Source organism: Polynucleobacter sp. MWH-Svant-W18 (assembly GCF_018687495.1).
GTDB lineage: Bacteria > Pseudomonadota > Gammaproteobacteria > Burkholderiales > Burkholderiaceae > Polynucleobacter.
The window spans coordinates 971,335-992,461 of sequence record NZ_CP061293.1; the positions used below are offsets into that span (position 1 = coordinate 971,335).

21 protein-coding genes and 1 tRNA gene are annotated in these 21,127 nt (G+C 46.0%); all 22 read right to left on the reverse strand.

Going from position 1 to position 21,127, the window contains the following annotated elements; translation table 11 throughout:
• Positions 1-39: 39 nt before the first annotated feature.
• The 22 genes from C2757_RS05080 to rpsO all read right to left on the reverse strand — a co-directional run bounded on the left by C2757_RS05080 (position 40) and on the right by rpsO (position 20,980).
• The gene (locus tag C2757_RS05080) at positions 40-525 is read right to left on the reverse strand and encodes a DUF1178 family protein (RefSeq protein WP_215373235.1); all 486 of its coding nucleotides are present in this window, start codon (positions 523-525) and stop codon (positions 40-42) included.
• Positions 526-590: 65 nt separating this feature from the next.
• Positions 591-1,190 carry an NUDIX domain-containing protein gene (locus tag C2757_RS05085; protein ID WP_215373236.1) on the reverse strand — a complete coding sequence of 200 codons (600 nt, stop codon included), beginning with the start codon at positions 1,188-1,190 and terminating at the stop codon, positions 591-593.
• 118 nt (positions 1,191-1,308) lie between these two features.
• Positions 1,309-2,808: an NADH-quinone oxidoreductase subunit NuoN gene (gene nuoN / locus C2757_RS05090; RefSeq protein WP_215373237.1), complete on the reverse strand. Its 1,500-nt coding sequence runs from the start codon at positions 2,806-2,808 to the stop codon at positions 1,309-1,311.
• A gap of 10 nt (positions 2,809-2,818) precedes the next feature.
• The gene (locus tag C2757_RS05095) at positions 2,819-4,285 is read right to left on the reverse strand and encodes an NADH-quinone oxidoreductase subunit M (protein ID WP_215373238.1); all 1,467 of its coding nucleotides are present in this window, start codon (positions 4,283-4,285) and stop codon (positions 2,819-2,821) included.
• A gap of 24 nt (positions 4,286-4,309) precedes the next feature.
• The gene (gene nuoL / locus C2757_RS05100) at positions 4,310-6,367 is read right to left on the reverse strand and encodes an NADH-quinone oxidoreductase subunit L (RefSeq protein ID WP_215373239.1); all 2,058 of its coding nucleotides are present in this window, start codon (positions 6,365-6,367) and stop codon (positions 4,310-4,312) included.
• Positions 6,368-6,369: 2 nt separating this feature from the next.
• Positions 6,370-6,678 (reverse strand): NADH-quinone oxidoreductase subunit NuoK, encoded by a 309-nt coding sequence (gene nuoK, locus C2757_RS05105; protein WP_215373240.1) that lies wholly within the window; start codon positions 6,676-6,678, stop codon positions 6,370-6,372.
• On the reverse strand, positions 6,675-7,322 hold the full coding sequence (locus C2757_RS05110; protein WP_215376942.1) for an NADH-quinone oxidoreductase subunit J: 648 nt from the start codon (positions 7,320-7,322) through the stop codon (positions 6,675-6,677). Before C2757_RS05110 ends, nuoK begins: the two co-directional genes overlap by 4 nt.
• Before the next feature lie 21 nt (positions 7,323-7,343).
• Entirely contained in the window at positions 7,344-7,835 is a 492-nt protein-coding gene (gene nuoI, locus C2757_RS05115; RefSeq protein WP_215373241.1) for an NADH-quinone oxidoreductase subunit NuoI, read from the reverse strand.
• Positions 7,836-7,846: 11 nt separating this feature from the next.
• Entirely contained in the window at positions 7,847-8,920 is a 1,074-nt protein-coding gene (gene nuoH, locus C2757_RS05120) for an NADH-quinone oxidoreductase subunit NuoH (protein WP_215373242.1), read from the reverse strand.
• Positions 8,921-8,928: 8 nt separating this feature from the next.
• Entirely contained in the window at positions 8,929-11,244 is a 2,316-nt protein-coding gene (gene nuoG / locus C2757_RS05125) for an NADH-quinone oxidoreductase subunit NuoG (protein ID WP_215373244.1), read from the reverse strand.
• A gap of 31 nt (positions 11,245-11,275) precedes the next feature.
• Positions 11,276-12,574, reverse strand: a complete 1,299-nt coding sequence (gene nuoF / locus C2757_RS05130) for an NADH-quinone oxidoreductase subunit NuoF (RefSeq protein ID WP_215373246.1) — start codon at positions 12,572-12,574, stop codon at positions 11,276-11,278.
• On the reverse strand, positions 12,571-13,077 hold the full coding sequence (gene nuoE / locus C2757_RS05135) for an NADH-quinone oxidoreductase subunit NuoE (RefSeq protein WP_215373248.1): 507 nt from the start codon (positions 13,075-13,077) through the stop codon (positions 12,571-12,573). The genes nuoF and nuoE overlap by 4 nt, the downstream gene beginning before the upstream one ends.
• A 23-nt stretch (positions 13,078-13,100) precedes the next feature.
• Positions 13,101-14,354, reverse strand: coding sequence for an NADH-quinone oxidoreductase subunit D (locus C2757_RS05140; RefSeq protein WP_215373250.1), 1,254 nt, complete (start codon positions 14,352-14,354; stop codon positions 13,101-13,103).
• 3 nt (positions 14,355-14,357) lie between these two features.
• A complete protein-coding gene (locus tag C2757_RS05145; RefSeq protein ID WP_215373252.1) occupies positions 14,358-14,957 on the reverse strand; it encodes an NADH-quinone oxidoreductase subunit C in 600 nt (199 codons plus the stop codon).
• Positions 14,958-14,960: 3 nt separating this feature from the next.
• A complete protein-coding gene (locus C2757_RS05150) occupies positions 14,961-15,443 on the reverse strand; it encodes an NADH-quinone oxidoreductase subunit B family protein (protein WP_011902891.1) in 483 nt (160 codons plus the stop codon).
• Positions 15,444-15,448: 5 nt separating this feature from the next.
• Complete coding sequence (locus C2757_RS05155) at positions 15,449-15,808, reverse strand: NADH-quinone oxidoreductase subunit A (RefSeq protein WP_011902892.1); 360 nt, start codon at positions 15,806-15,808, stop codon at positions 15,449-15,451.
• A 109-nt stretch (positions 15,809-15,917) separates the two neighbouring features.
• Positions 15,918-16,002: transfer RNA gene (locus C2757_RS05160), tRNA-Leu, on the reverse strand.
• 86 nt (positions 16,003-16,088) lie between these two features.
• Positions 16,089-16,433, reverse strand: coding sequence for a preprotein translocase subunit SecG (secG, locus tag C2757_RS05165; RefSeq protein ID WP_215373254.1), 345 nt, complete (start codon positions 16,431-16,433; stop codon positions 16,089-16,091).
• A gap of 22 nt (positions 16,434-16,455) precedes the next feature.
• On the reverse strand, positions 16,456-17,214 hold the full coding sequence (tpiA, locus tag C2757_RS05170) for a triose-phosphate isomerase (protein ID WP_215373256.1): 759 nt from the start codon (positions 17,212-17,214) through the stop codon (positions 16,456-16,458).
• A 15-nt stretch (positions 17,215-17,229) separates the two neighbouring features.
• Positions 17,230-18,228 carry an NAD(P)H-quinone oxidoreductase gene (locus C2757_RS05175; RefSeq protein ID WP_215373257.1) on the reverse strand — a complete coding sequence of 333 codons (999 nt, stop codon included), beginning with the start codon at positions 18,226-18,228 and terminating at the stop codon, positions 17,230-17,232.
• Positions 18,229-18,261: 33 nt separating this feature from the next.
• Complete coding sequence (gene pnp / locus C2757_RS05180) at positions 18,262-20,442, reverse strand: polyribonucleotide nucleotidyltransferase (RefSeq protein WP_215373259.1); 2,181 nt, start codon at positions 20,440-20,442, stop codon at positions 18,262-18,264.
• Between the two features lie 268 nt (positions 20,443-20,710).
• Entirely contained in the window at positions 20,711-20,980 is a 270-nt protein-coding gene (rpsO, locus tag C2757_RS05185; RefSeq protein ID WP_011902897.1) for a 30S ribosomal protein S15, read from the reverse strand.
• Between the last annotated feature and the right edge of the window lie 147 nt (positions 20,981-21,127).

Genomic DNA, 21,127 nt, shown 5'->3' on the forward strand with positions numbered 1-21,127 from the left:
GATCTCCGGATCGCTATTTTTTTATCTTGCTTACTCTGACTACTGAAGCGTATTTTTAAGAACCGGAATCATGGGCATGGCCAATACGTCAATGCCCTCTTCCCGCAAAGCCTCTGCCTCATCAAGAGTAGTCTGCCCCCGAATGCTACGCTCTGGGGACTCTTTATAGTGAATCTTTCTAGCTTCTTCTGCAAATGAAGCGCCAACATCCTCTGAACGACCCATCAACTCCCTCATGCCTTTTAGAAACGCTGCCTGCACCTGAGCTTCAAGATGAGTATGGTCAGCACCAGTTAGGGCCACCACTTCACCGCTTAAGTGACCGGTATCAGCTTGGGCAACCGTTAACTCAGTAGAGGATGATTTAGCAATATGGGGAGCAGAAGGCATGCGGGTGATTTCAGTACTATCGCACACTGGGCACGCAAGCATTCCTTTGCCCTGCTGGGCAACACAATCTTCTTCAGAGGCAAACCACCCTTCAAAATGATGATCCAAAGGGCAAGCGAGGTTATAAACTTTCATAAAACCTATATAGGGGCAAAAGTACTAAATTCAATACCCCCATTTTAATCGGGTTTATAGCTCAGCTATTCAATTGGGCTTGGGCTCACTAAGCCACGGCGGTAGCGGTCAAGCCAGTACACTGAAATCGTCGTTTTGACGTCTGTAATCTCCCCAGACTCCACCCACTCAATGAGCCTCTCTAAAGGTGCTGCAAAGACGTCTAAAAACTCCTCTTCATCTAATTTGCTAGCCCCAGGCACTAAACCTTCAGCCAGATAGATATCAATAAATTCAGTGGAATACGAGATGACTGGATGGATGCGACGGATAAAGCTCCACTTTTTTGCTGAGTAACCCGTTTCTTCTTCTAGCTCACGCTTCGCACAAAACAATGGTGCTTCATTAGGATCCAATTTACCTGCCGGAATCTCAATACAAGTTTTGGCAATGGGATAGCGATATTGGCGTTCTAAAAGAACTCGGCCATCGTCCAAGACCGCAACAATTGCAACAGCTCCCGGATGCGTTAGATACTCCCGAATAGCCTCCTGACCATCCGGCAATGAAACAGTGTCACGCTTCATTTGCAAAAAGATACCGCCGTAGATATCCTCCCCAGAAATACGATCTTCGCGTAAGTGCTGGTCGCCGCCTGGTAAGTCTTCAAATGATTTTTCAGTCATAGCTAGATACCTTCATGCAAAAGAGTTTCCCCATCATACAAAACTTCAATGTCCATTGCGTGTGCCACAAACAATAAAGGCTCCAGTCAGGAGCCTTTATTGGTCAATTAAATGAATCTTAGGACCCTAATAGAGTCCGACGCATTGCATCCAAACATAAACCCATCAAGCTAGAAGGCACTATGCCAAGCACTAGTACCAAGATTGCATTCAATCCCAATATTCCTCTAGCGGCTCCTGATCCACTGACGGTCACCTCATGCTCAGGCTCATCAAAGTACATGACCTTCACGACGCGCAAGTAATAAAACGCACCAATTAAAGAGGCAATCACCGCAATAATTGCCAAGAAGGTGTGTTCAGCATCAACTAAGGCCTCAAGAACTCCAAGCTTAGCTGCAAAACCAACGGTTGGCGGAATGCCTGCCAAGGAGAACATCATGACGAGCCCAATGAACGCGTACCAAGGATGCTTCTTATTCAAACCCTTTAGACCATCTAAAGTTTCGCAGTCATAGCCTTTGCGAGACAAAGCCATTAATAAGCCGAAAGTTCCGAGTGTTGTTAATACATAAGTAATCACATAAAACAATGAGGCGCTAAATGCATGCTCATCGAATACAGACAACATGCCCAAGAGTACAAAGCCCATTTGCGCAATAGCTGAATAGGCCAACATACGCTTTACATTGGTTTGGGCAATCGCTGTAACGTTACCAACCACCAGCGAGAGGACAGCCAGCAGCACTAGCATTGGTTGCCAATCACCTAAGAGAGGTAATAAGGTATTGACCAATAAGCGGAACAATAATGCGAATGCAGCAAGCTTGGGAGCGGCAGCAATCATCAGGGTGACGGCCGTTGGTGCGCCTTGATAAACATCCGGCACCCACATGTGAAATGGCACAACACCAAGCTTAAAGGCTAAGCCAGCTACGATGAATACCAAACCAAAAGCCATGACTAGATGGTTAATTCGGGGATCAGCTACAGTTTTAAAGATTTCAATCAAATCAAGTGAGCCAGTCACACCATATAGCATCGACATGCCATAGAGCAAAAAGCCAGAAGCTAATGCTCCCAAGATGAAATACTTAATACCGGCTTCAACACTCTTCTCCTGAGTGTGACGCATTGCTACTAGCGCATAGGTTGGCAGTGCCATTAACTCCAAACCGAGATACAGAGTCAATAGATTGGCACCAGAAATCAATACAAATTGTCCAAGCAGTGCCAACAATGCCAGCGCAATAAAGTCAGGGCGGAATAAAGCTCGATCTGTGAGATATTGCTTTGAGTAAATCAAAGTAACCAAGACCGCTCCACAGGAGCAGGCTTTTAGTAAATTGGATAGTGGATCTGATTGAAATAGGTCATTCATTGCAACCAGGGTTGGATCACCTAAGCGGCCAACAAAAGCAAAAATCAAGAAAGCGAGCAGAATGATCGAGAAGAAATAAAAGAATCCAACGCCACGTGGGGTATGGAAAATATCTTGCTCAACTCCAGGAGTAGAGGCCACTCTCTCTGGAACAAAAACGCTTACCACCAACAATAAACAAGTGGCAACCAGTAAAACAAGTTCCGGCATGATGGCGTATAGGTCGAATGCTTGCATTTGCGTTTACTCAGAGTTTGCTTACAGCAACATGCTGTAGCAGATTAATTACGGCTGGATGAATGATGTCAGTAAATGGCTTTGGATAGATACCCATTCCCAGTACGCAGATGGTCAACACTGTCATCATGAAATATTCACGTGCATTGAGATCTTTTAATGCCTCAACGTGTGCATTATTGACGGCACCAAAGAACACGCGTTTTACCATCCAGAGTGAGTAAGCTGCACCGAGGATCAAGGCAGTAGCAGCCAAGATACCAATGACAAAGTCATAGTCAACTGCAGCCAAGATCACCATAAACTCCCCCACGAAACCAGAAGTTGCAGGTAAACCGCAGTTAGCCATTGCCATCAATACCGCAAAAGCGGTAAATGCTGGCATACGATGCACAACACCACCGTAATCTGCGATTTGGCGTGTATGCATCCGATCATATAAAACACCGATCGAGAGGAACATAGCACCAGCTACGAAGCCATGAGAAATCATTTGCACAATGCCGCCCTCAATACCAAGCGGGCTAAAGAGGAAGAAGCCGAGCGTTACAAAACCCATATGAGCAACAGATGAGTAAGCAACCAACTTCTTCATATCTTTTTGCACTAGCGCTACTGCGCCAACATAAATCACTGCTACCAAAGAAAGGAAGATGACAAAAGGTCCAAGGTATTGGCTAGCATCTGGGGCAATTGGTAATGAGAAACGCAAGAAGCCATAAGCTCCTAGTTTGAGCATGATGGCCGCCAAAACTACTGAGCCACCCGTTGGGGCCTCAACGTGAACGTCTGGCAACCAAGTATGCAAGGGCCACATAGGCACCTTCACAGCAAAGGCCATAAAGAATGCTGCAAATAAGAGAATTTGTTCAACAATATCTAAGCGAGCATTTTGCCAAGCCAAGATATCGAAGGTATTCGTGACGTTGTAAAGGTAAAGCATTGCAATCAAGGTCAACAATGAACCTAACAAGGTATACAAGAAGAACTTGAAGGCGGCATAAATACGATTATGTCCACCCCAAACACCAATAATGATGTACATCGGAATCAAGGTTGCTTCAAAGAATACGTAGAACAACAAGGCGTCTAGCGCACAAAATACCCCGATCATCAATCCCGAGAGAATCATGAAGGAAGCTAGGTATTGCGAAACCTTTTTATCAATAACTTCCCAGGCGGCAATCACTACAAAAATATTAATGAAGGCAGTTAAAACAATGAACCACACTGAAATGCCGTCAATACCAAGATAGTAATTAATGTCGTAACGCGGAATCCAGCTGAGCTTCTCTACAAACTGCATTCCTGGATTAGCAATATCAAAATGAATAACTAGGGGTAAGGTAGAAATAAACCCAAGGATTGCGCCGATCAGCGCTAACCAGCGAACGCCTGCAGATGGCTTCTCTGACCCATAAAACAAAATAATGAGTCCGAAAACAATCGGGGTCCAGATGGCGTAAGAAAGAGTCATAGTGGCTACTTAAGTAACAAAGGCCTAGCGAACAAAAGGCAGGTAAGCATACAAAACCCAAGCTAGCAATACTGCTAAGCCTGCAATCATTGCAAAGGCGTAGTGATAGAGATAACCGGATTGCAAATGGCGGATGACGCCGGCAAAACGCCCTACAGTGTGTGCGCTGCCATTAACAAAGAAACCATCAATCACCTTCTGGTCACCGCGGTGCCATAAGATGCCGCCTATCCAAATGAGGCCTTTCGCAAATACTGCTTGATTGAAATCATCAAGATAGTATTTGTTATCAAATAGCTTCTTAATTGGTGCAAATGCTTCGGCTACCTTAGCGGGTAATTTAGGAGCCCATAGGTAACCGATGGCTGCAGTCAATACGCCAAGGACTACGAGGAGCAGAACTGGGGAAGTAAAGGCATGAATTGCCATAGCAATCGGACCATGGAACTCTTCTTCAAGCTCTTTCATGACTGGATGACGTGCAAGATCAATAAAGATTGAGTCACCAAAATACGTCCCAAATAACAACGGCGTAATCGTATAAAAACCAATAATGACGGATGGGATAGCTAAGAGGATTAATGGCAAGGTCACTACCAAGGGAGACTCATGGGGTTTCTCGCCGGGTGCCAAACCATGATGTGCGTGATCATCACCCTGCTCTGCATGCTCATGATGGTCATGTGCATGCGCATCAGCGTGACCCCAGCGCGCTTTACCGTGGAAGACCCAGAAGTACAAACGGAATGAATAGAGTGCCGTAACAAAGACGCTCGCCATTACTGCGAAATAGGCAAAACCAGATCCTGGAATATGGCTAGCAGCAACTGCTTCAATGATGGAGTCTTTGGAATAGAAACCAGAGAAGAATGGTGTACCGATCAAAGCGAGATTACCTAGCAGCATCATGAGACAGGTAATTGGCATGTACTTCCACAGGCCACCCATTTTGCGCATATCTTGCTCATGGTGCATCCCTAAAATCACGCTACCAGCAGCAAGGAATAACAACGCCTTGAAGAACGCATGGGTCATCAGGTGGAAAATAGCAACTGGATACGCTGACACACCTAGAGCGATCGTCATGTAACCCAACTGAGACAGGGTGGAATATGCAACAACGCGCTTGATGTCATTTTGGACAATGCCCAAGAAGCCCATGAAAAGCGCTGTAATCGAGCCAATCACCAAGATAAAGCTCAAGGCCACATCAGAGAGCTCAAATAATGGTGACATCCGTGACACCATGAAGATACCAGCAGTAACCATGGTGGCTGCGTGAATCAATGCGGAAATCGGGGTTGGACCTTCCATTGAGTCTGGCAACCAAACATGCAATGGAAACTGAGCTGATTTACCCATCGCGCCGATGAATAAGCAAATACAAATTACAGTGATTAAATTCCAGCTAGTGCCTGGTAATGTTTGCGCTGCCAAAGCGGTATTTTGAGAAAAAATAACGTCGTATTGCATTGAGCCGGTGCTTGCTAGCAATAAGCCAATACCAAGAATGAAGCCAAAGTCACCAACGCGATTGACTAAGAATGCTTTCATATTGGCAAAGACAGCAGACTGGCGCTCAAAATAGAAACCAATCAAGAGATAGGACACAACGCCCACTGCTTCCCAACCAAAGAAGAGTTGGAGCAAGTTATTACTCATCACAAGCATTAACATCGCAAAGGTAAATAAAGAGATATAGGAGAAAAAGCGGTTATAGCCCTCTTCACCATGCATGTAGCCAATCGTATAAATGTGGACCATGAGCGACACAAAAGTCACTACGCACATCATGGTGGCTGTTAATGGATCAATTAAGAAACCAATGTCTAAATTGAGCTCACCCAATTGCATCCAACGATAAACGGTGCCATTGAAGTAAAAACCATCCATTACCTGGGACAACACATTGCAGGACAGTGCAAATGCAATAGTCACACCTAAGATGGTGACAAATTGACAGGCGCCATGACCAATGCGGTTACCGCCTAACTTGGTACCAAAAAAACCAGCGATTATCGAGCCAATGAGTGGCGCCAGCGGAATTGCGCAAAGAACAGGAATATTTAAGGTCAATTGCATGACTAGCCTTTTAGGTGGTCAAGATTGTCAGCATCAATGGTGTCGAGCTTACGGAACAGCACAACCAAGATTGCCAAACCAATAGCTGCTTCAGCAGCTGCCACAGTCAGAATGAAAAATACGAATACTTGACCCGCCATATCTCCTAAGTAATGAGAGAAGGCAACAAAATTCATGTTTACAGCAAGGAGCATCAACTCAATTGCCATCAGCAAGACGATGACATTTTTACGGTTTAAGAAAATACCAACGACGCTGATAGCAAATAGGATTGCACCAAGCACCAAATAGTGAGCTAGAGTGATATTCATTTCTTTTCTCCTCTAGCATCTTGTTTCGCAGCCATATCTGAACCCATTTTGACAATGCGCATACGATCAGCAGCAACGACATTGACCTGCTCATGAATATTTTGCGTTTTAGAGTCTTTGCGATTGCGTAATGTTAGTGCTACTGCCGCAATAATGGCTACCAAGAGGATCACGCCAGCAACCTCAAAGGCATAAACATAATCCACAAAAATTAATCTACCCAAAGCGAGCGTATTGTTAGCAGCGATCTCTTCAGGCATCGCCTGAACCGGCACATTTGTACCGATGAAGCTGCGAATGATCACAATCGACAACTCCAGCACAATCACTGCGCCCATTAGGAAGGCAACTGGTAAAAACTTTTTGAAATCACGGCGTAAATGTTCGATATCGAGATCTAACATCATCACCACAAACAAGAAGAGCACCATCACGGCACCAACATAAACCAGAATGAGGGCCAAACTCAAGAACTCGGCCTTGAGCAACATCCACAAGCCAGAAGCGCAGAAGAATGACAGGACTAAGAACAAGGCTGCGTGCACTGGATTGCGAGCTGTGATCACACGAACTGCCGAAATGACGAGCAAACCCGCAAATCCGTAGAAGAAAACAGAAAATAATAAGGATGGATCGAATGTCATAGTCATCTTTGCTCTATCCGCTTAGCGATAAGGTGCATCTGCTGCACGGTTAGCGGCAATATCTTTTTCGTACTTGTCGCCAACAGCTAAAAGCATGTCTTTGGTGAAATACAAGTCACCACGTTTGTCGCCAAAGTATTCAAAAATATTGGTTTCGACAATAGCGTCAACTGGGCATGCCTCTTCACAGAACCCGCAGAAAATACATTTGGTTAGGTCGATGTCATAACGGGTGGTACGACGAGTACCATCATCACGCTCTGCCGTTTCAATGGTGATGGCATAAGCAGGACATACTGCTTCACAGAGTTTGCAGCCAATGCAACGCTCTTCACCATTTTCATAGCGGCGTAATGCATGCAGACCGCGAAAGCGACTGGATAAAGGTGTCTTCTCTTCTGGATATTGAATCGTAATTTTTGGCTTAAAGAGATAACGACCAGTAATGGACATACCAGTCAAGATGTCTTTGAGCATCAAACTATCGAGGAATTGGGAAATTTTCTTAAACATGATTGATCACCTTATTTCCAGATATTCCATGGCGATACAACCCATGCACCGACAACCACCACCCAAAATACTGAAATGGGGATAAAAATCTTCCAGCCCAAACGCATAATTTGGTCATAGCGATAACGTGGCAATGTCGCCCGCAACCAAATAACGCAAGATAGGAGGAAAAAGGTTTTGCCAAATAACCAGAAGAATCCAGGAATATCGCGCAAAATCGGTAAATCAACAATTGGTAACCAACCACCTAAGAACATGATCGAAGCAACTGCCGCAATCAGAATCATGTTGGCGTATTCAGCTAAGAAGAACATCGCAAAAGACATGCCTGAATACTCAACCATGTGTCCAGCAACAATCTCAGATTCACCCTCTACTACGTCAAATGGATGACGGTTGGTTTCAGCTACGCCAGAGATAAAGTAAATCAGGAACATTGGCAATAATGGCAGCCAGTTCCATGAGAGGAAGTTCAGTCCAATGCTAGCAAAGTATCCCTGCTCTTGAGAGCCAACAATGCTACTTAAATTCAGAGAGCCGGATGTCAGCAATACACATACCAAAGCAAAGCCCATCGCGATTTCATAAGAGATCATTTGAGCAGATGCGCGCATTGCACCCAGAAATGGATATTTTGAGTTGGAGGACCAGCCCGCTAATATGACACCGTAGACACCAATCGACGAGATTGCCATGATGTATAGAAGACCCGCATTGACATCAGCAAGGACCATCTTGGCTTGGAAAGGAATCACAGCCCAAGCAGCAAATGCCGGCATGATCACCATAATCGGCGCAATGAAATAGAGAACCTTGCTAGCCTGAGTTGGCGCAATAATTTCTTTCATCAAGAGTTTTAAGGCATCCGCAATTGGCTGCAATAGGCCCAAAGGACCTACCCGGTTTGGTCCCAGACGGATATGCATCCAGCCGATCAGCTTTCTTTCCCAAAGGGTTAAGTAAGCAACACAGCCAAACATTGGCAAGACAATAATCACGATTCTCACTAGTGCCCAAACTAATGGCCAGAACGGCCCAAAAATCGCCGCGCCTTGAGTGGTGATGAGGTTCAAGAAATTATCCATCTCGCCCCTTACGCCTTGCTCACAGTTACTGGACCAAACATCGATCCCAATTTCGCACTCGCTATAGTGCCGGCAGAAATTCTGACGGCGCCTGAAGCAAGATTAACTTCTAATATCGCTGGCAGATCAACAGACTGACCTTCTTGAGTCACACGAACCGCGTCACCTTCTTTTAAGCCAAGCTCTGCAAATAATCCTGGATTCAAACCGACTTGGTTGCCACGCTTTGCATCACGAGTCAGCTGTAATGCTGGCGAGCGACGCACAATTTGATCGCCAGCATAAATATTCACATCAGCTAAGCGCTCCAGACCATTCAAAGCCAATGCATTGCTATTGGTAACGGAAGGATTTATCGCTTGATTACTTAAGCGAGTGCAATAATTTTCAGGAAGCGCTTCACCTAAAACTTCTTCGGGCAAGTTAAACAAGAAGCTATCTAGATTTAATAAACCACCAAGAACACGTAAAACTTTCCATGCTGGACGAGAGTCACCCAAAGGCTTGACTGAAGGCTGAACAGTCTGAGCTCTGCCCTCTGCGTTAACGAAAGTAGAAACAGTTTCTGTAAACGGTGTAATTGGCAGAATAACGTCAGCTACCTCAAGCAGATCGGCACTCTGATAAGCGCTCAATGCGATCACCGTATTGGCTTTTGCTAGGGCTGAACGTGCTTGCGTAGGGTTAGGCAAATCCGTATCAGGCTCAATATTCATGAGTAATACCGCCTTGCGATCACCAGAGAGAACGGATTGGACACCAGCACCATTTGCATTGACCAGTGAGGCGCCAACTGCATTTCCACCAACAGGCAAGAATCCTAAAGTAGCACCAGTCTGCTCTGCAATATATTGAGCCAAGACATGCAAGTCTGATGCCTGTGGATGGGCAATTGCAGCTGATCCAATGAATACAGCCTTGCTTGAGCCCGCAAGCAAACTATCTGCAATCTTTTGCGCTTGAGCTGAGACCGGGATATTCGGAGTGCCTGCTGGAGCGGAAACAGACTTCGCTTTCGCTACCGCTAAGGCTACTTCACTTAATGTATTGAGCCATGCGCTTGGTGCAGTAGCAATACTATTTGCTGGAATGAGCCAATCATCACCACCCGCATCAATACGCATGAGCTGTAAACCACGTTTCGCTGCGCTACGAATTCTTGCAGCCAGAACGGGTTGATCTTTACGTAAAAAGCTGCCAATGATCAAAGCACGATCAAGTTCACTGACTTTAGCAATTGGCATACCTAGCCACGGAGCGCTTGATGCCGACTGAATATCAGTTTGACGTAAACGGGTTTCAATTTGCTTGGAACCTAAGCCACGTATCATTTTTTGCAAAAGGTGCAATTCTTCAGTGCTAGAAATTGGATGGGCTAAAGCACCAATAGACTCCGGCCCACTTTCTGCAGCGATTGTCTTTAGTGAATGTGCAACATAATCAAGGGCTGACTGCCAGTCAGTCTCTAACCACTTGCCACCCTGCTTCACCATTGGCGTTGTTACACGATCAGCGCTATTTAAACCTTCATAAGAGAAGCGATCACGATCGCTAATCCAGCATTCATTAACGGCTTCATTTTCCAAGGCAACCACACGCATCACTTTGTTGGCCTTCGTTTGAACAGTTATGTTTGCACCCAAACTATCGTGTGGGCTAACTGAACGTTTGCGTGCCAACTCCCAAGTACGAGCACCATAGCGGAATGGTTTGCTGGTCAATGCACCAACAGGACAGATATCAATCATGTTTCCAGAAAGCTCGGAATCTACCGTTTGCCCAACAAAGGTTGTGATTTCTGAATGCTCACCACGATTGATCATACCCAGCTCCATCACACCAGCTACTTCTTGGCCGAATCGAACACAACGGGTGCAATGAATACAGCGGGTCATCTCCTGCATGGAGATCAATGGACCCACATTCTTATGAAACACCACACGCTTCTCTTCGTCATAGCGTGAGTTTGATTTTCCGTAACCCACTGCTAAGTCTTGTAACTGGCACTCTCCACCTTGATCGCAAATTGGGCAATCCAATGGATGGTTAATCAGCAAAAACTCCATTACGGAGCGCTGTGCTTCTACCGCTTTAGCTGAATGGGTGAACACCTTCATGCCTTGTGTCACAGGTGTTGCACAAGCCGGCAATGGTTTTGGTGCTTTTTCAACCTCGACCAGACACATACGGCAATTAGCAGCAATCGATAATTTCTTGTGGTAGCAGAAATGGGGGACGTAAGTACCGAGTTTGTTCGCGGCGTGCATCACCATCGAACCTTGCGGAACTTCTACCGTCTTACCATCTAATTCGATTTCTACCATGCTCACTTTAAGATGTCCCGTGCTCAATAACTTATAAAGGTTGTGCAGAATCTAAGCAGCGCTTATGTTCTACGTGATACGCAAATTCATCCATGTAATGCTTCAACATGCCACGTACTGGCATTGCAGCTGCATCACCTAAAGCACAAATCGTGCGACCTTGAATGTTTGCAGCGACGTCGTTGAGCAGATCCAAATCCTCAGGACGTCCTTGACCATGTTCAATACGGTGAACAATGCGCCATAACCAGCCGGTACCTTCTCGGCATGGGGTGCACTGGCCACAAGATTCTTCGTGATAGAAATACGATAGGCGCTCTAAGGCACGAACCATACAACGAGTGTCATTCATCACAATCACTGCGCCCGATCCCAACATGGATCCTGCTTTAGCAATGCTGTCGTAATCCATCGTCAGGTCCATCATCTGCGCAGCAGGAACTACTGGGGCTGACGATCCACCAGGTATAACCGCTTTCAATGCTTTGCCATCACGCATACCCCCTGCGAGCTTCAAGAGCTCAGCAAATGGCGTACCTAATGGAATCTCATAATTACCAGGATGAACAACATCACCTGATACAGAGAAAATCTTCGTACCACCATTATTAGGCTTACCAAGATCTAAGTAGGCCTGACCACCAATGGCCAAAATGAATGGCACAGCCGCAAATGTTTCGGTGTTATTGATTGTGGTTGGTTTGCCATACAAACCGAAGCTTGCTGGGAATGGTGGCTTGAAGCGTGGTTGGCCTTTTTTACCTTCTAAAGATTCCAGCAAGGCAGTTTCTTCACCACAAATATAAGCACCCCATCCTGGAGAGGCATGCAATTGGAAGGAGAAATCACTACTTAAAATTTTGTCGCCCAAGTAACCAGCAGCGCGCGCTTCTTCCAGGGCTTCTTCAAAGCGTGAATACACTTCCCAGATTTCGCCATGGATGTAGTTATAGCCAACAGTAATTCCCATGGTGTACGCACCAATGATCATGCCTTCAATCAAAGCATGCGGGTTGTAACGCATGATGTCGCGGTCTTTAAAAGTGCCTGGCTCACCTTCATCGCTATTACACACGAGATACTTTTGACCTGGAAATTGGCGTGGCATAAAGCTCCACTTCAACCCTGTTGGGAAGCCTGCACCCCCACGACCACGCAGTGATGAAGCTTTTAATTCCGCGATGATGGCATCAGGGGCTACCTTGTCATTGATGAGTCGACGAAGCTGTTGATAGCCGCCGCGACTTTCGTAATCTTTTAAACGCCAGTTGTTGCCATTCAATCCAGCCAGGATCAGTGGTTTAATGTGACGGTCGTGCAAGCTGGTCATGCTGCTTTCCCTTCTGCACGGAGCTCATTTAATAGAGCATCAATCTTTTCTTTGCTCATGAAGCTACACATCCGCTTGTCATTGACGAGCATTACTGGTGAATCGCCACAGGCGCCCATGCACTCACCCTCTTTTAAGGTAAATGTGCCACAAGGTGTGGTTTCATTAAAGCCAATACCTAAAGTATCTTTTAGATAGCTAGCCGCAGTTTCACCATGAGTTAACTGGCAAGGCAAGTTTGTACAAATCACCAGCTTGTACTTACCAATCGGCTTGGTGTTGTACATATTGTAGAAAGTAGCAACCTCTTCTACTGCAATTGTTGGCATATCTAAGATTTGAGCAACAGTCTCAATCACTTCAGGCGAGACCCAACCTAGTTCGGTTTGAGCAGCGATCAAGGAAGCCATCACAGCAGATTGCTTTTGCTTTGGGGGATATTTCGCGACGTTACGAGCAATATCTGCCAGCGTTTTATCGGATAGTTGAAGAGTACTTGTCATTAAATAATCCTTGGCACGCTGAATTAGCGGTCAATCTCCCCGAACACAATATCTTGGGTGCCAATAATGGTGACGGCATCAGCCAACATGTGGCCACGTGACATTTCATCCATGGCAGAAAGATGAACAAATCCTGGCGCACGAATCTTCATACGGTATGGCTTGTTTGCGCCATCAGAAATCAAATAGATACCAAACTCACCTTTTGGATGCTCAACTGCGGAGTAAGCCTCGCCATCTGGAACGTGAATACCTTCTGTAAACAATTTGAAGTGGTGAATCAATTCTTCCATATTGGTTTTCATATCCACACGCTTCGGTGGTGAAACCTTGTGGTTATCGCTCATCACTGGACCTGGGTTTGCTTTTAACCAAGCAATACATTGCTTGATGATGCGATTAGACTGGCGCATCTCTTCCATGCGAACCAAATAACGATCATAGGAATCACCGTTAACACCTACTGGAATATCAAAATCAAGACGGTCATAAACTTCGTATGGCTGCTTCTTACGCAAATCCCACTCGATACCAGAACCACGCAACATCGGACCAGTAAAGCCAAGTTGTAGTGCGCGCTCTGGAGTCACGATGCCGATGTTCACCAAGCGTTGCTTCCAAATTCGGTTGTCAGTCAGCAAATTGCAGTATTCATCAACATTCGCGTCAAAGCCATTAGCAAACTGCTCAATGAAGTCGAGCAAGGAACCGCTGCGGTTTTCATTGAGACGCTTTACAGCGGAAGCGCTACGAACTTTAGACTTACCAAACTGCGCCATTTGATCAGGCAAATCACGATAGACGCCGCCTGGACGGTAGTAAGCAGCATGCATACGTGCACCAGATACGGCCTCGTACATATCAAAAATATCTTCACGATCACGGAAGGCATACAAGAAAACCGCCATTGCACCAACGTCAAGACCGTGACAGCCAATCCATAACAAGTGATTCAATAAGCGCGTGAGCTCGTCATACATCACACGAATATATTGAGCACGCAATGGCACATCGACTTGCAATAATTTTTCGATTGCCAAAACATAAGCGTGCTCATTGGACATCATCGAGACGTAATCAAGACGATCCATATAAGGCACGTTCTGAATCCAGGTACGGGTTTCAGCCAATTTCTCTGTTGCACGGTGCAATAAGCCAATGTGCGGATCAGCACGCTGAATAACCTCACCATCAAGCTCGAGCACTAAACGCAATACTCCATGAGCCGCAGGATGTTGAGGACCGAAATTGAGGGTGTAGTTCTTAATTTGTGCCATGACTTAAACCGGACCTCCGTACTGCTCTTCGCGCACGATACGAGGGGTAATCTCGCGGGCTTCAATCGTGACCGGCTGATAGACAACGCGTTTAAGCTCTGGGTCATAACGCATTTCTACATTACCACTGATAGGGAAATCTTTTCGGAATGGATGACCAATAAAGCCATAGTCAGTCAAGATACGACGCAAATCATCATGACCCTCAAACAAGATGCCATACAGATCAAATGCTTCACGTTCAAACCAGTTTGCCGAACTCCAAACTGGAGTAATAGATGCAACTAATGGATAGCTATCGTCTGGCGCAAATACTCTAACGCGCAAACGCCAGTTGTGCTGCAAGGACAGCAAATGGCTCACAACACCAAAGCGCTGGCCACTCCAAGCACCATCACGGAAGTCTTGGTAATCCACGCCACACAAATCAATTAATTGTTCGAACGCAAGAGCAGGATCATCACGCAGCAACATGGCAGATTCAAAATAGGTATCTGCCTTCACAACTACAGTGACTTCACCCAAAGCAATCTCAATCGAAATGGCGCGCTGACCGAGAACCTTTTCAAGGTTGGCAGCCAATTGATTTAAACGTTCAGACATGTTTTAGGCCTTCCTTGCAATCGTGCTGGTGCGTGCGATCTTAGATTGCAACTGAATAATTCCATAGATCAAGGCCTCAGCAGTTGGAGGGCAACCAGGAACATAAATATCGACTGGCACGATGCGATCGCAACCGCGCACAACTGAATAAGAGTTATGGTAATAACCACCGCCATTGGCACAGGAGCCCATAGAGATTACCCAGCGTGGCTCAGGCATCTGGTCATAAACCTTACGGAGCGCTGGAGCCATCTTGTTACATAAAGTGCCGGCCACAATCATTAAGTCGGATTGACGTGGGGATGGACGGAAAACGACGCCAAAGCGGTCTAAGTCATAACGGGAGGCGCCCGCATGCATCATCTCCACCGCACAGCAAGCCAGACCAAAAGTCATTGGCCATAAAGAACCATTGCGAGTCCAGTTGATTAACTGGTCTGCAGTAGTAGTAACAAATCCTTCTTTGAGAACACCTTCTAATGCCATATCTATCACTCCCAGTCGAGAGCGCCCTTTTTCCAGATATACACAAATCCCACAATGAATTCCAAGAGGAAGATCACCATGGAGGCGTAGCCAAACCAACCAATATCACGCAGAGCCACACCCCAGGGAAATAGGAATGCGGTTTCTAGGTCAAACAGAATGAACAAAATGGCAATTAAGTAGTAGCGCACATCGAACTTCATACGCGCATCTTCGAACGCTTCAAAACCGCACTCATAGGGAGATAGTTTTTCAGCATCAGGCTTCGAAGGAGCTAGAATTTTTCCGAGGAACATGGGGACTAATCCCACCCCAATACCTACGAGGATAAACAGCAGAACAGGAAAGTAATTAGCGAGATTCAAAATGGTCCTGAGTTGTTTTTCTGGTAAATCGTCAAAACAGCAAATTATTAATTATTCCACTACCTACAACATTGATTTATAGCAAAAACTCCCTACAAATTCGTATTTTTGGTGCCGACGGCGAGACTCGAACTCGCACAGCCTAAGCCACTACCCCCTCAAGATAGCGTGTCTACCAATTTCACCACGTCGGCATCTTGCAAAACCTGTCAATTCTACTGCATTGCACCACTAAACTACGCCGTTTTTTGGACATCAAAATCCGTAAAAACCGACTTTTTTACTTAGGAACTGCAGGTTTTGTTGGGTCCTGCACTGGAGCGGCTGGAGCAGCTGGGGCTACCACTGGAGCTACGGTCCCAGAGAGGACGCCAGGACTGACTTCCTTTTTGTTGCCAAGCCAAGTAATTCCCAAAGTGCAAACAAAGAAGATGCCTGCAAAAATCGCGGTAGCGTGGGATAAAAAGTTAGCAGAACCACTCGCGCCAAATAAGCTGCCTGAAGCGCCAGAACCAAAAGCCGCACCCATATCTGCGCCCTTACCTTGCTGCAACAGCACTAGCAGAATCACAGCCAATGCTGAAATTATCTGCAACACGATCAATAAAGTCTTAAGCCATTCCACAATTCATCTCCAAATAAAAAATCTATGCCTGGCAAATGGCCAAAAATTCCTTGGGGTCCAATGAAGCACCCCCAACTAGTCCACCATCAATATCCGGCATTGCAAACAATTCAACGGCATTATCAGGCTTAACACTGCCGCCGTACAAAATTCCAACGTGAGAAGCAACATCCTCATCAAACTCAGCCAATTGCAGGCGAATTGCCCGATGCATATCTTGTGCCACTTGAGCGCTGGCAACCTTACCGGTACCAATTGCCCAAACAGGCTCATAGGCAATTAAGCAATCAGCCAATCGGTCTTGCAATACGCTCAATTGCTTTGCAACCTGTCCACAAACAACTTCAATCTCCCTGCCTGAATTTCGTTCATCAGCAGTTTCACCCACACAAATCACTGGGGTCATTCCACTATCTAATACTTGCAATGCTTTGGCGGCAATCAATTCATCTACTTCATGCTGCATCTGACGACGCTCTGAATGGCCAACAATGACATAAGTGCAACCCATCTGTTTCAGCATCGAGGCTGCCACTTCACCGGTATAAGCGCCAGAGATATGAGCAGACGCATCCTGTGCGCCAAGGCTCAGAAACGCTAAAGAACATTCCTTAATCAAGCTAGCACATTGCGCTAAATAGGGAAACGGTGGACAAACCGCAAACTTGCGTCCAGAAGGCATGCCACTTTCCATTCCGCGGGCAACGGTCTTGATCCAATCTTCATTACTAGCAAGATTGCCATTCATTTTCCAGTTGCCGATGACGATCAGTGGGCGCATGATGATGAGAATCTTCTAGACAGTGAGAATAATCTTGCCTACATGCTCAGAGGACTCCATCAAACGATGGGCATCTGCCGCCTGATCAAGCGTAAAAGTTTTGTAAATCACTGGCTTTAATTTGCCAGCATCTAGCAATGGCCAAATACGTGCATGCAACTGTTGCGTGATTTGCTTCTTGAATGAAACTGGACGTGGGCGCAAGGTCGAGCCAGTGATAGTTAAACGACGACGCAAAATTTGCCCCGTATTCACTTCCGCTTTTGAACCACCCATGATCGCAATGATCACAATACGGCCATCATCTGCCAAGCAATCAATCTCACGCTGTACATAGGCACCAGTCACCATATCGAGCACGACGTTGACGCCTTTACCATCAGTTGCTTTTTTAATTTCTTCTACAAAGTCTTGAGTCTTGTAGTTAATTGCTAAATCAGCGCCTAATTCAAGGCAAGCAGCGCACTTTTCATCGGTACCTGCTGTTACAAATACTTTATGACCTAAAGCCTTAGCAATCAAAATGGCTGTAACACCAATACCGCTAGATCCACCCTGAACCAGTAAGGTTTCACCCTCAGACAATTCACCACGCATGAAGACATTGCTCCAAACGGTATAAAAAGTTTCAGGTAATGATGCGGCCTCTTGATCTGTAAAACCTTTTGGATAAGGCAAGCACTGAGCAATGGGGGCTGTACACAATTCTGCATAGCCGCCACCTTGCACCAAGGCACATACCTTATCGCCAATTTTGAGACCAAAAAGATTATCAGCATGCGATAGATCACCACCAACGATCTCACCAGCCACTTCCAATCCTGGGATATCAGATGCACCTGCAGGCACTGGGTAATGGCCTTTACGCTGCAATACATCTGGGCGGTTAATGCCAGCTGCAATCACCTTAATGAGAACCTCGCCAGTTCCCGCAGCAGGAGCCACTGGATCTGGACGAGTGGCTGACACCAGCATTTCTGGTGCGCCAAATTCTTTGATTTCCATTACGCGCATAAGAGCTTCTCGCTTGTACTAGAGGATCAATGCTTAAGCTGTTTCGTCTGTAGCAGGAGCAACTTCAGCAACTGTCTCTGCATTTGCATCAGATGCACCAGCTAAAGGAGCAATTGTGCCACCCTCATCTGCCATCGCAGCTTTGAGAGACAAGCGCAAACGACCGCGCTCATCAGCAGCCAACAACTTCACACGAACCACTTGGCCTTCTGCCAAATAGTCTTTCACTTCTTTTACGCGCTCATTAGAGATTTCAGAGATGTGCAAGAGACCATCTTTGCCAGGAAGAATGTTTACCAAAGCACCGAATTCGAGCAACTTCACTACTGGACCTTCGTAGATTTTGCCAACTTCAGCTTCAGCAGTAATACCTTCGATGCGGGCCTTGGCTTCTGCCATACCTTCAGCACTGGTAGATGCAATGGTTACAGTACCGTCATCTTTGATATCGATGCTGCAACCCGTTTCTTTAGTCAAGGCTTGGATAGTTGCGCCGCCTTTACCAATCACTTCACGAATCTTATCTGGGTGAATCTTGAATGACACCATGCGTGGAGCATGAGCAGACAATTCGGTGCGAACTGAACCCATTGCTTCTTGCATTTTGCTCAAGATGTGCAAACGACCTTCTTTAGCTTGTGCCAAGGCCACTTGCATAATTTCTTTAGTAATGCCTTGAACCTTAATGTCCATCTGAAGTGCAGTAATACCATTCGCAGTACCCGCTACTTTAAAGTCCATATCGCCCAGGTGATCTTCGTCACCCAAGATATCAGTCAACACAGCAAAACGATTGCCGTCAAGGATCAAGCCCATTGCTACACCTGCAACGTGCGCTTTTACTGGAACACCAGCATCCATCATGGCTAAACAGCCACCACAAACAGAAGCCATTGAAGAAGATCCATTCGACTCAGTGATTTCTGAAACAACACGGATGCTGTATGCAAAATCTTCTGGGCTTGGCAGAACTGGAATCAATGCACGTTTAGCCAAACGACCGTGACCAATTTCACGGCGCTTAGGGCTGCCTACGCGGCCAGTTTCACCGGTAGCAAACGGAGGCATGTTGTAGTGGAACATGAAACGATCGCGGTACTCACCTTCGAGCGCATCGATGATTTGCTCATCACGGGCAGTACCCAAGGTCGCAACTACCAATGCTTGAGTTTCACCACGGGTAAACAATGCTGAGCCGTGGGTACGTGGCAATACGCCGTTACGAATTTCGATTGGACGAACAGTGCGTGTATCGCGGCCATCAATCCGTGGCTCACCATTCAAAATCTGGCTACGCACAATCTTCGCTTCGATTTCAAACATGATGTCGCTAACAGCAACAGCATCTACTTCACCTTCTTCAGATAATTTAGCCAAAACTTCTTTAGAAATTTCTTTGAGCTTGTCTGAACGAGCGCCCTTTTGACGAATCTGATATGCCTCACGCAATGGCGCTTCAGCCAAAGCAGTTACCTTAGCAATGAATGGCTCATCTTTAGGAGCAGCTTGCCAGTCCCATTCAGGTTTACCAGCTTCACGTACTAGATCATTAATCGCATTAATCGCTGTTTGCATTTGGTCGTGACCATACACAACTGCACCCAACATGACTTCTTCAGAAAGTTGATTGGCTTCAGATTCCACCATCAATACAGCAGCTTGTGTGCCAGCAACAATCAAATCGAGCTCGCTAGTAGCTTGTTCTGTACGGGTTGGGTTCAAAAGGTATTGACCATTTGCATAACCAACGCGCGCCGCGCCAACTGGACCAGCAAAAGGAATGCCAGAAACAGCCAAGGCTGCAGAAGCAGCAATCAATGCTGGAATATCAGCTGGGACGTCTGGGTTAATAGACAACACATGCACTACAACCTGCACTTCATTCAAGAAGCCCTCTGGGAACAAAGGACGTAATGGACGATCGATCAAACGGGAGATCAATGTCTCACCTTCAGATGGACGACCTTCACGGCGGAAGAAACCACCAGGGATCTTGCCTGCTGCGTATGTCTTTTCTAAATAATCCACTGTTAGTGGGAAAAAGGATTGGCCAGGCTTTGCTGACTTAGAGGCAACTACGGTGCCCATTACCACTGTGTCATCCACATTAACGATCACAGCGCCACCAGATTGGCGAGCAATCTCACCAGTTTCCATTGTTACTTGATGATTGCCCCATTGAAAACTCTTCACTGCTTTTTTAAACATTGTCATTCTGATCTTCTCCAAATTGTTCACACAAGACTCACATGAGGATTGCGCTTGTCGTGGGATAAAGCAGTGTCACGACAACACTGGAGCGTTTAAAGATTACAAGGGATGTCATTCCAGGGAGACTCTGATCAATACTCAGAAACTCATTGGAATGACACGATCCCCTACACAAATAATCTACAAGCGCCCAAAAAAACATGCCATCTGCTTAAGACTGATTCTGCGAAGAAACAACCCTAAGATAGATGGCATTGCATACCGATAAGAATTACTTACGGAGACCTAATTTCTCAATCAATGCGCGATAGCGATCCAAATCTTTGCCCTTGAGGTAATCCAAGAGGCGACGGCGACGTGAAACCATCTTCAACAAGCCACGACGGCTGTGATGATCTTTAGCGTTAGCCTTGAAATGGGGGGTTAATTCATTGATGCGGGCTGTAAGCAATGAAACTTGAACTTCAGGGCTACCCGTATCGTTTGCGCTGCGCGCGTTGTCTTTGACGATTTCCGCCGTTTTAATATCAGCAACTGCCATTTTTAATACTCCTAACTTGCGAACACATGAGCTTTCACCCAATTTGTGTCGTGCGATTAACAAAAATAAAACAAAAAAGCTTTATAAATCAAAGCCCTCGAATTGTAGCAGATGAGGACTGCAAACTAAGAGCCTACTTTGAAATAT

Coding starts and splice junctions, on each gene's coding strand:
- C2757_RS05080 (WP_215373235.1), bottom strand. CDS start 525: ATGAAAGTTTATAACCTCGCTTGCCCTTTGGATCATCATTTTGAAGGG.
- C2757_RS05085 (WP_215373236.1), bottom strand. CDS start 1,190: ATGACTGAAAAATCATTTGAAGACTTACCAGGCGGCGACCAGCACTTA.
- nuoN (WP_215373237.1), bottom strand. CDS start 2,808: ATGCAAGCATTCGACCTATACGCCATCATGCCGGAACTTGTTTTACTG.
- C2757_RS05095 (WP_215373238.1), bottom strand. CDS start 4,285: ATGACTCTTTCTTACGCCATCTGGACCCCGATTGTTTTCGGACTCATT.
- nuoL (WP_215373239.1), bottom strand. CDS start 6,367: ATGCAATTGACCTTAAATATTCCTGTTCTTTGCGCAATTCCGCTGGCG.
- nuoK (WP_215373240.1), bottom strand. CDS start 6,678: ATGAATATCACTCTAGCTCACTATTTGGTGCTTGGTGCAATCCTATTT.
- C2757_RS05110 (WP_215376942.1), bottom strand. CDS start 7,322: ATGACATTCGATCCATCCTTATTATTTTCTGTTTTCTTCTACGGATTT.
- nuoI (WP_215373241.1), bottom strand. CDS start 7,835: ATGTTTAAGAAAATTTCCCAATTCCTCGATAGTTTGATGCTCAAAGAC.
- nuoH (WP_215373242.1), bottom strand. CDS start 8,920: ATGGATAATTTCTTGAACCTCATCACCACTCAAGGCGCGGCGATTTTT.
- nuoG (WP_215373244.1), bottom strand. CDS start 11,244: ATGGTAGAAATCGAATTAGATGGTAAGACGGTAGAAGTTCCGCAAGGT.
- nuoF (WP_215373246.1), bottom strand. CDS start 12,574: ATGACCAGCTTGCACGACCGTCACATTAAACCACTGATCCTGGCTGGA.
- nuoE (WP_215373248.1), bottom strand. CDS start 13,077: ATGACAAGTACTCTTCAACTATCCGATAAAACGCTGGCAGATATTGCT.
- C2757_RS05140 (WP_215373250.1), bottom strand. CDS start 14,354: ATGGCACAAATTAAGAACTACACCCTCAATTTCGGTCCTCAACATCCT.
- C2757_RS05145 (WP_215373252.1), bottom strand. CDS start 14,957: ATGTCTGAACGTTTAAATCAATTGGCTGCCAACCTTGAAAAGGTTCTC.
- C2757_RS05150 (WP_011902891.1), bottom strand. CDS start 15,443: ATGGCATTAGAAGGTGTTCTCAAAGAAGGATTTGTTACTACTACTGCA.
- tpiA (WP_215373256.1), bottom strand. CDS start 17,214: ATGCGCCCACTGATCGTCATCGGCAACTGGAAAATGAATGGCAATCTT.
- C2757_RS05175 (WP_215373257.1), bottom strand. CDS start 18,228: ATGCGCGTAATGGAAATCAAAGAATTTGGCGCACCAGAAATGCTGGTG.
- pnp (WP_215373259.1), bottom strand. CDS start 20,442: ATGACAATGTTTAAAAAAGCAGTGAAGAGTTTTCAATGGGGCAATCAT.
- rpsO (WP_011902897.1), bottom strand. CDS start 20,980: ATGGCAGTTGCTGATATTAAAACGGCGGAAATCGTCAAAGACAACGCG.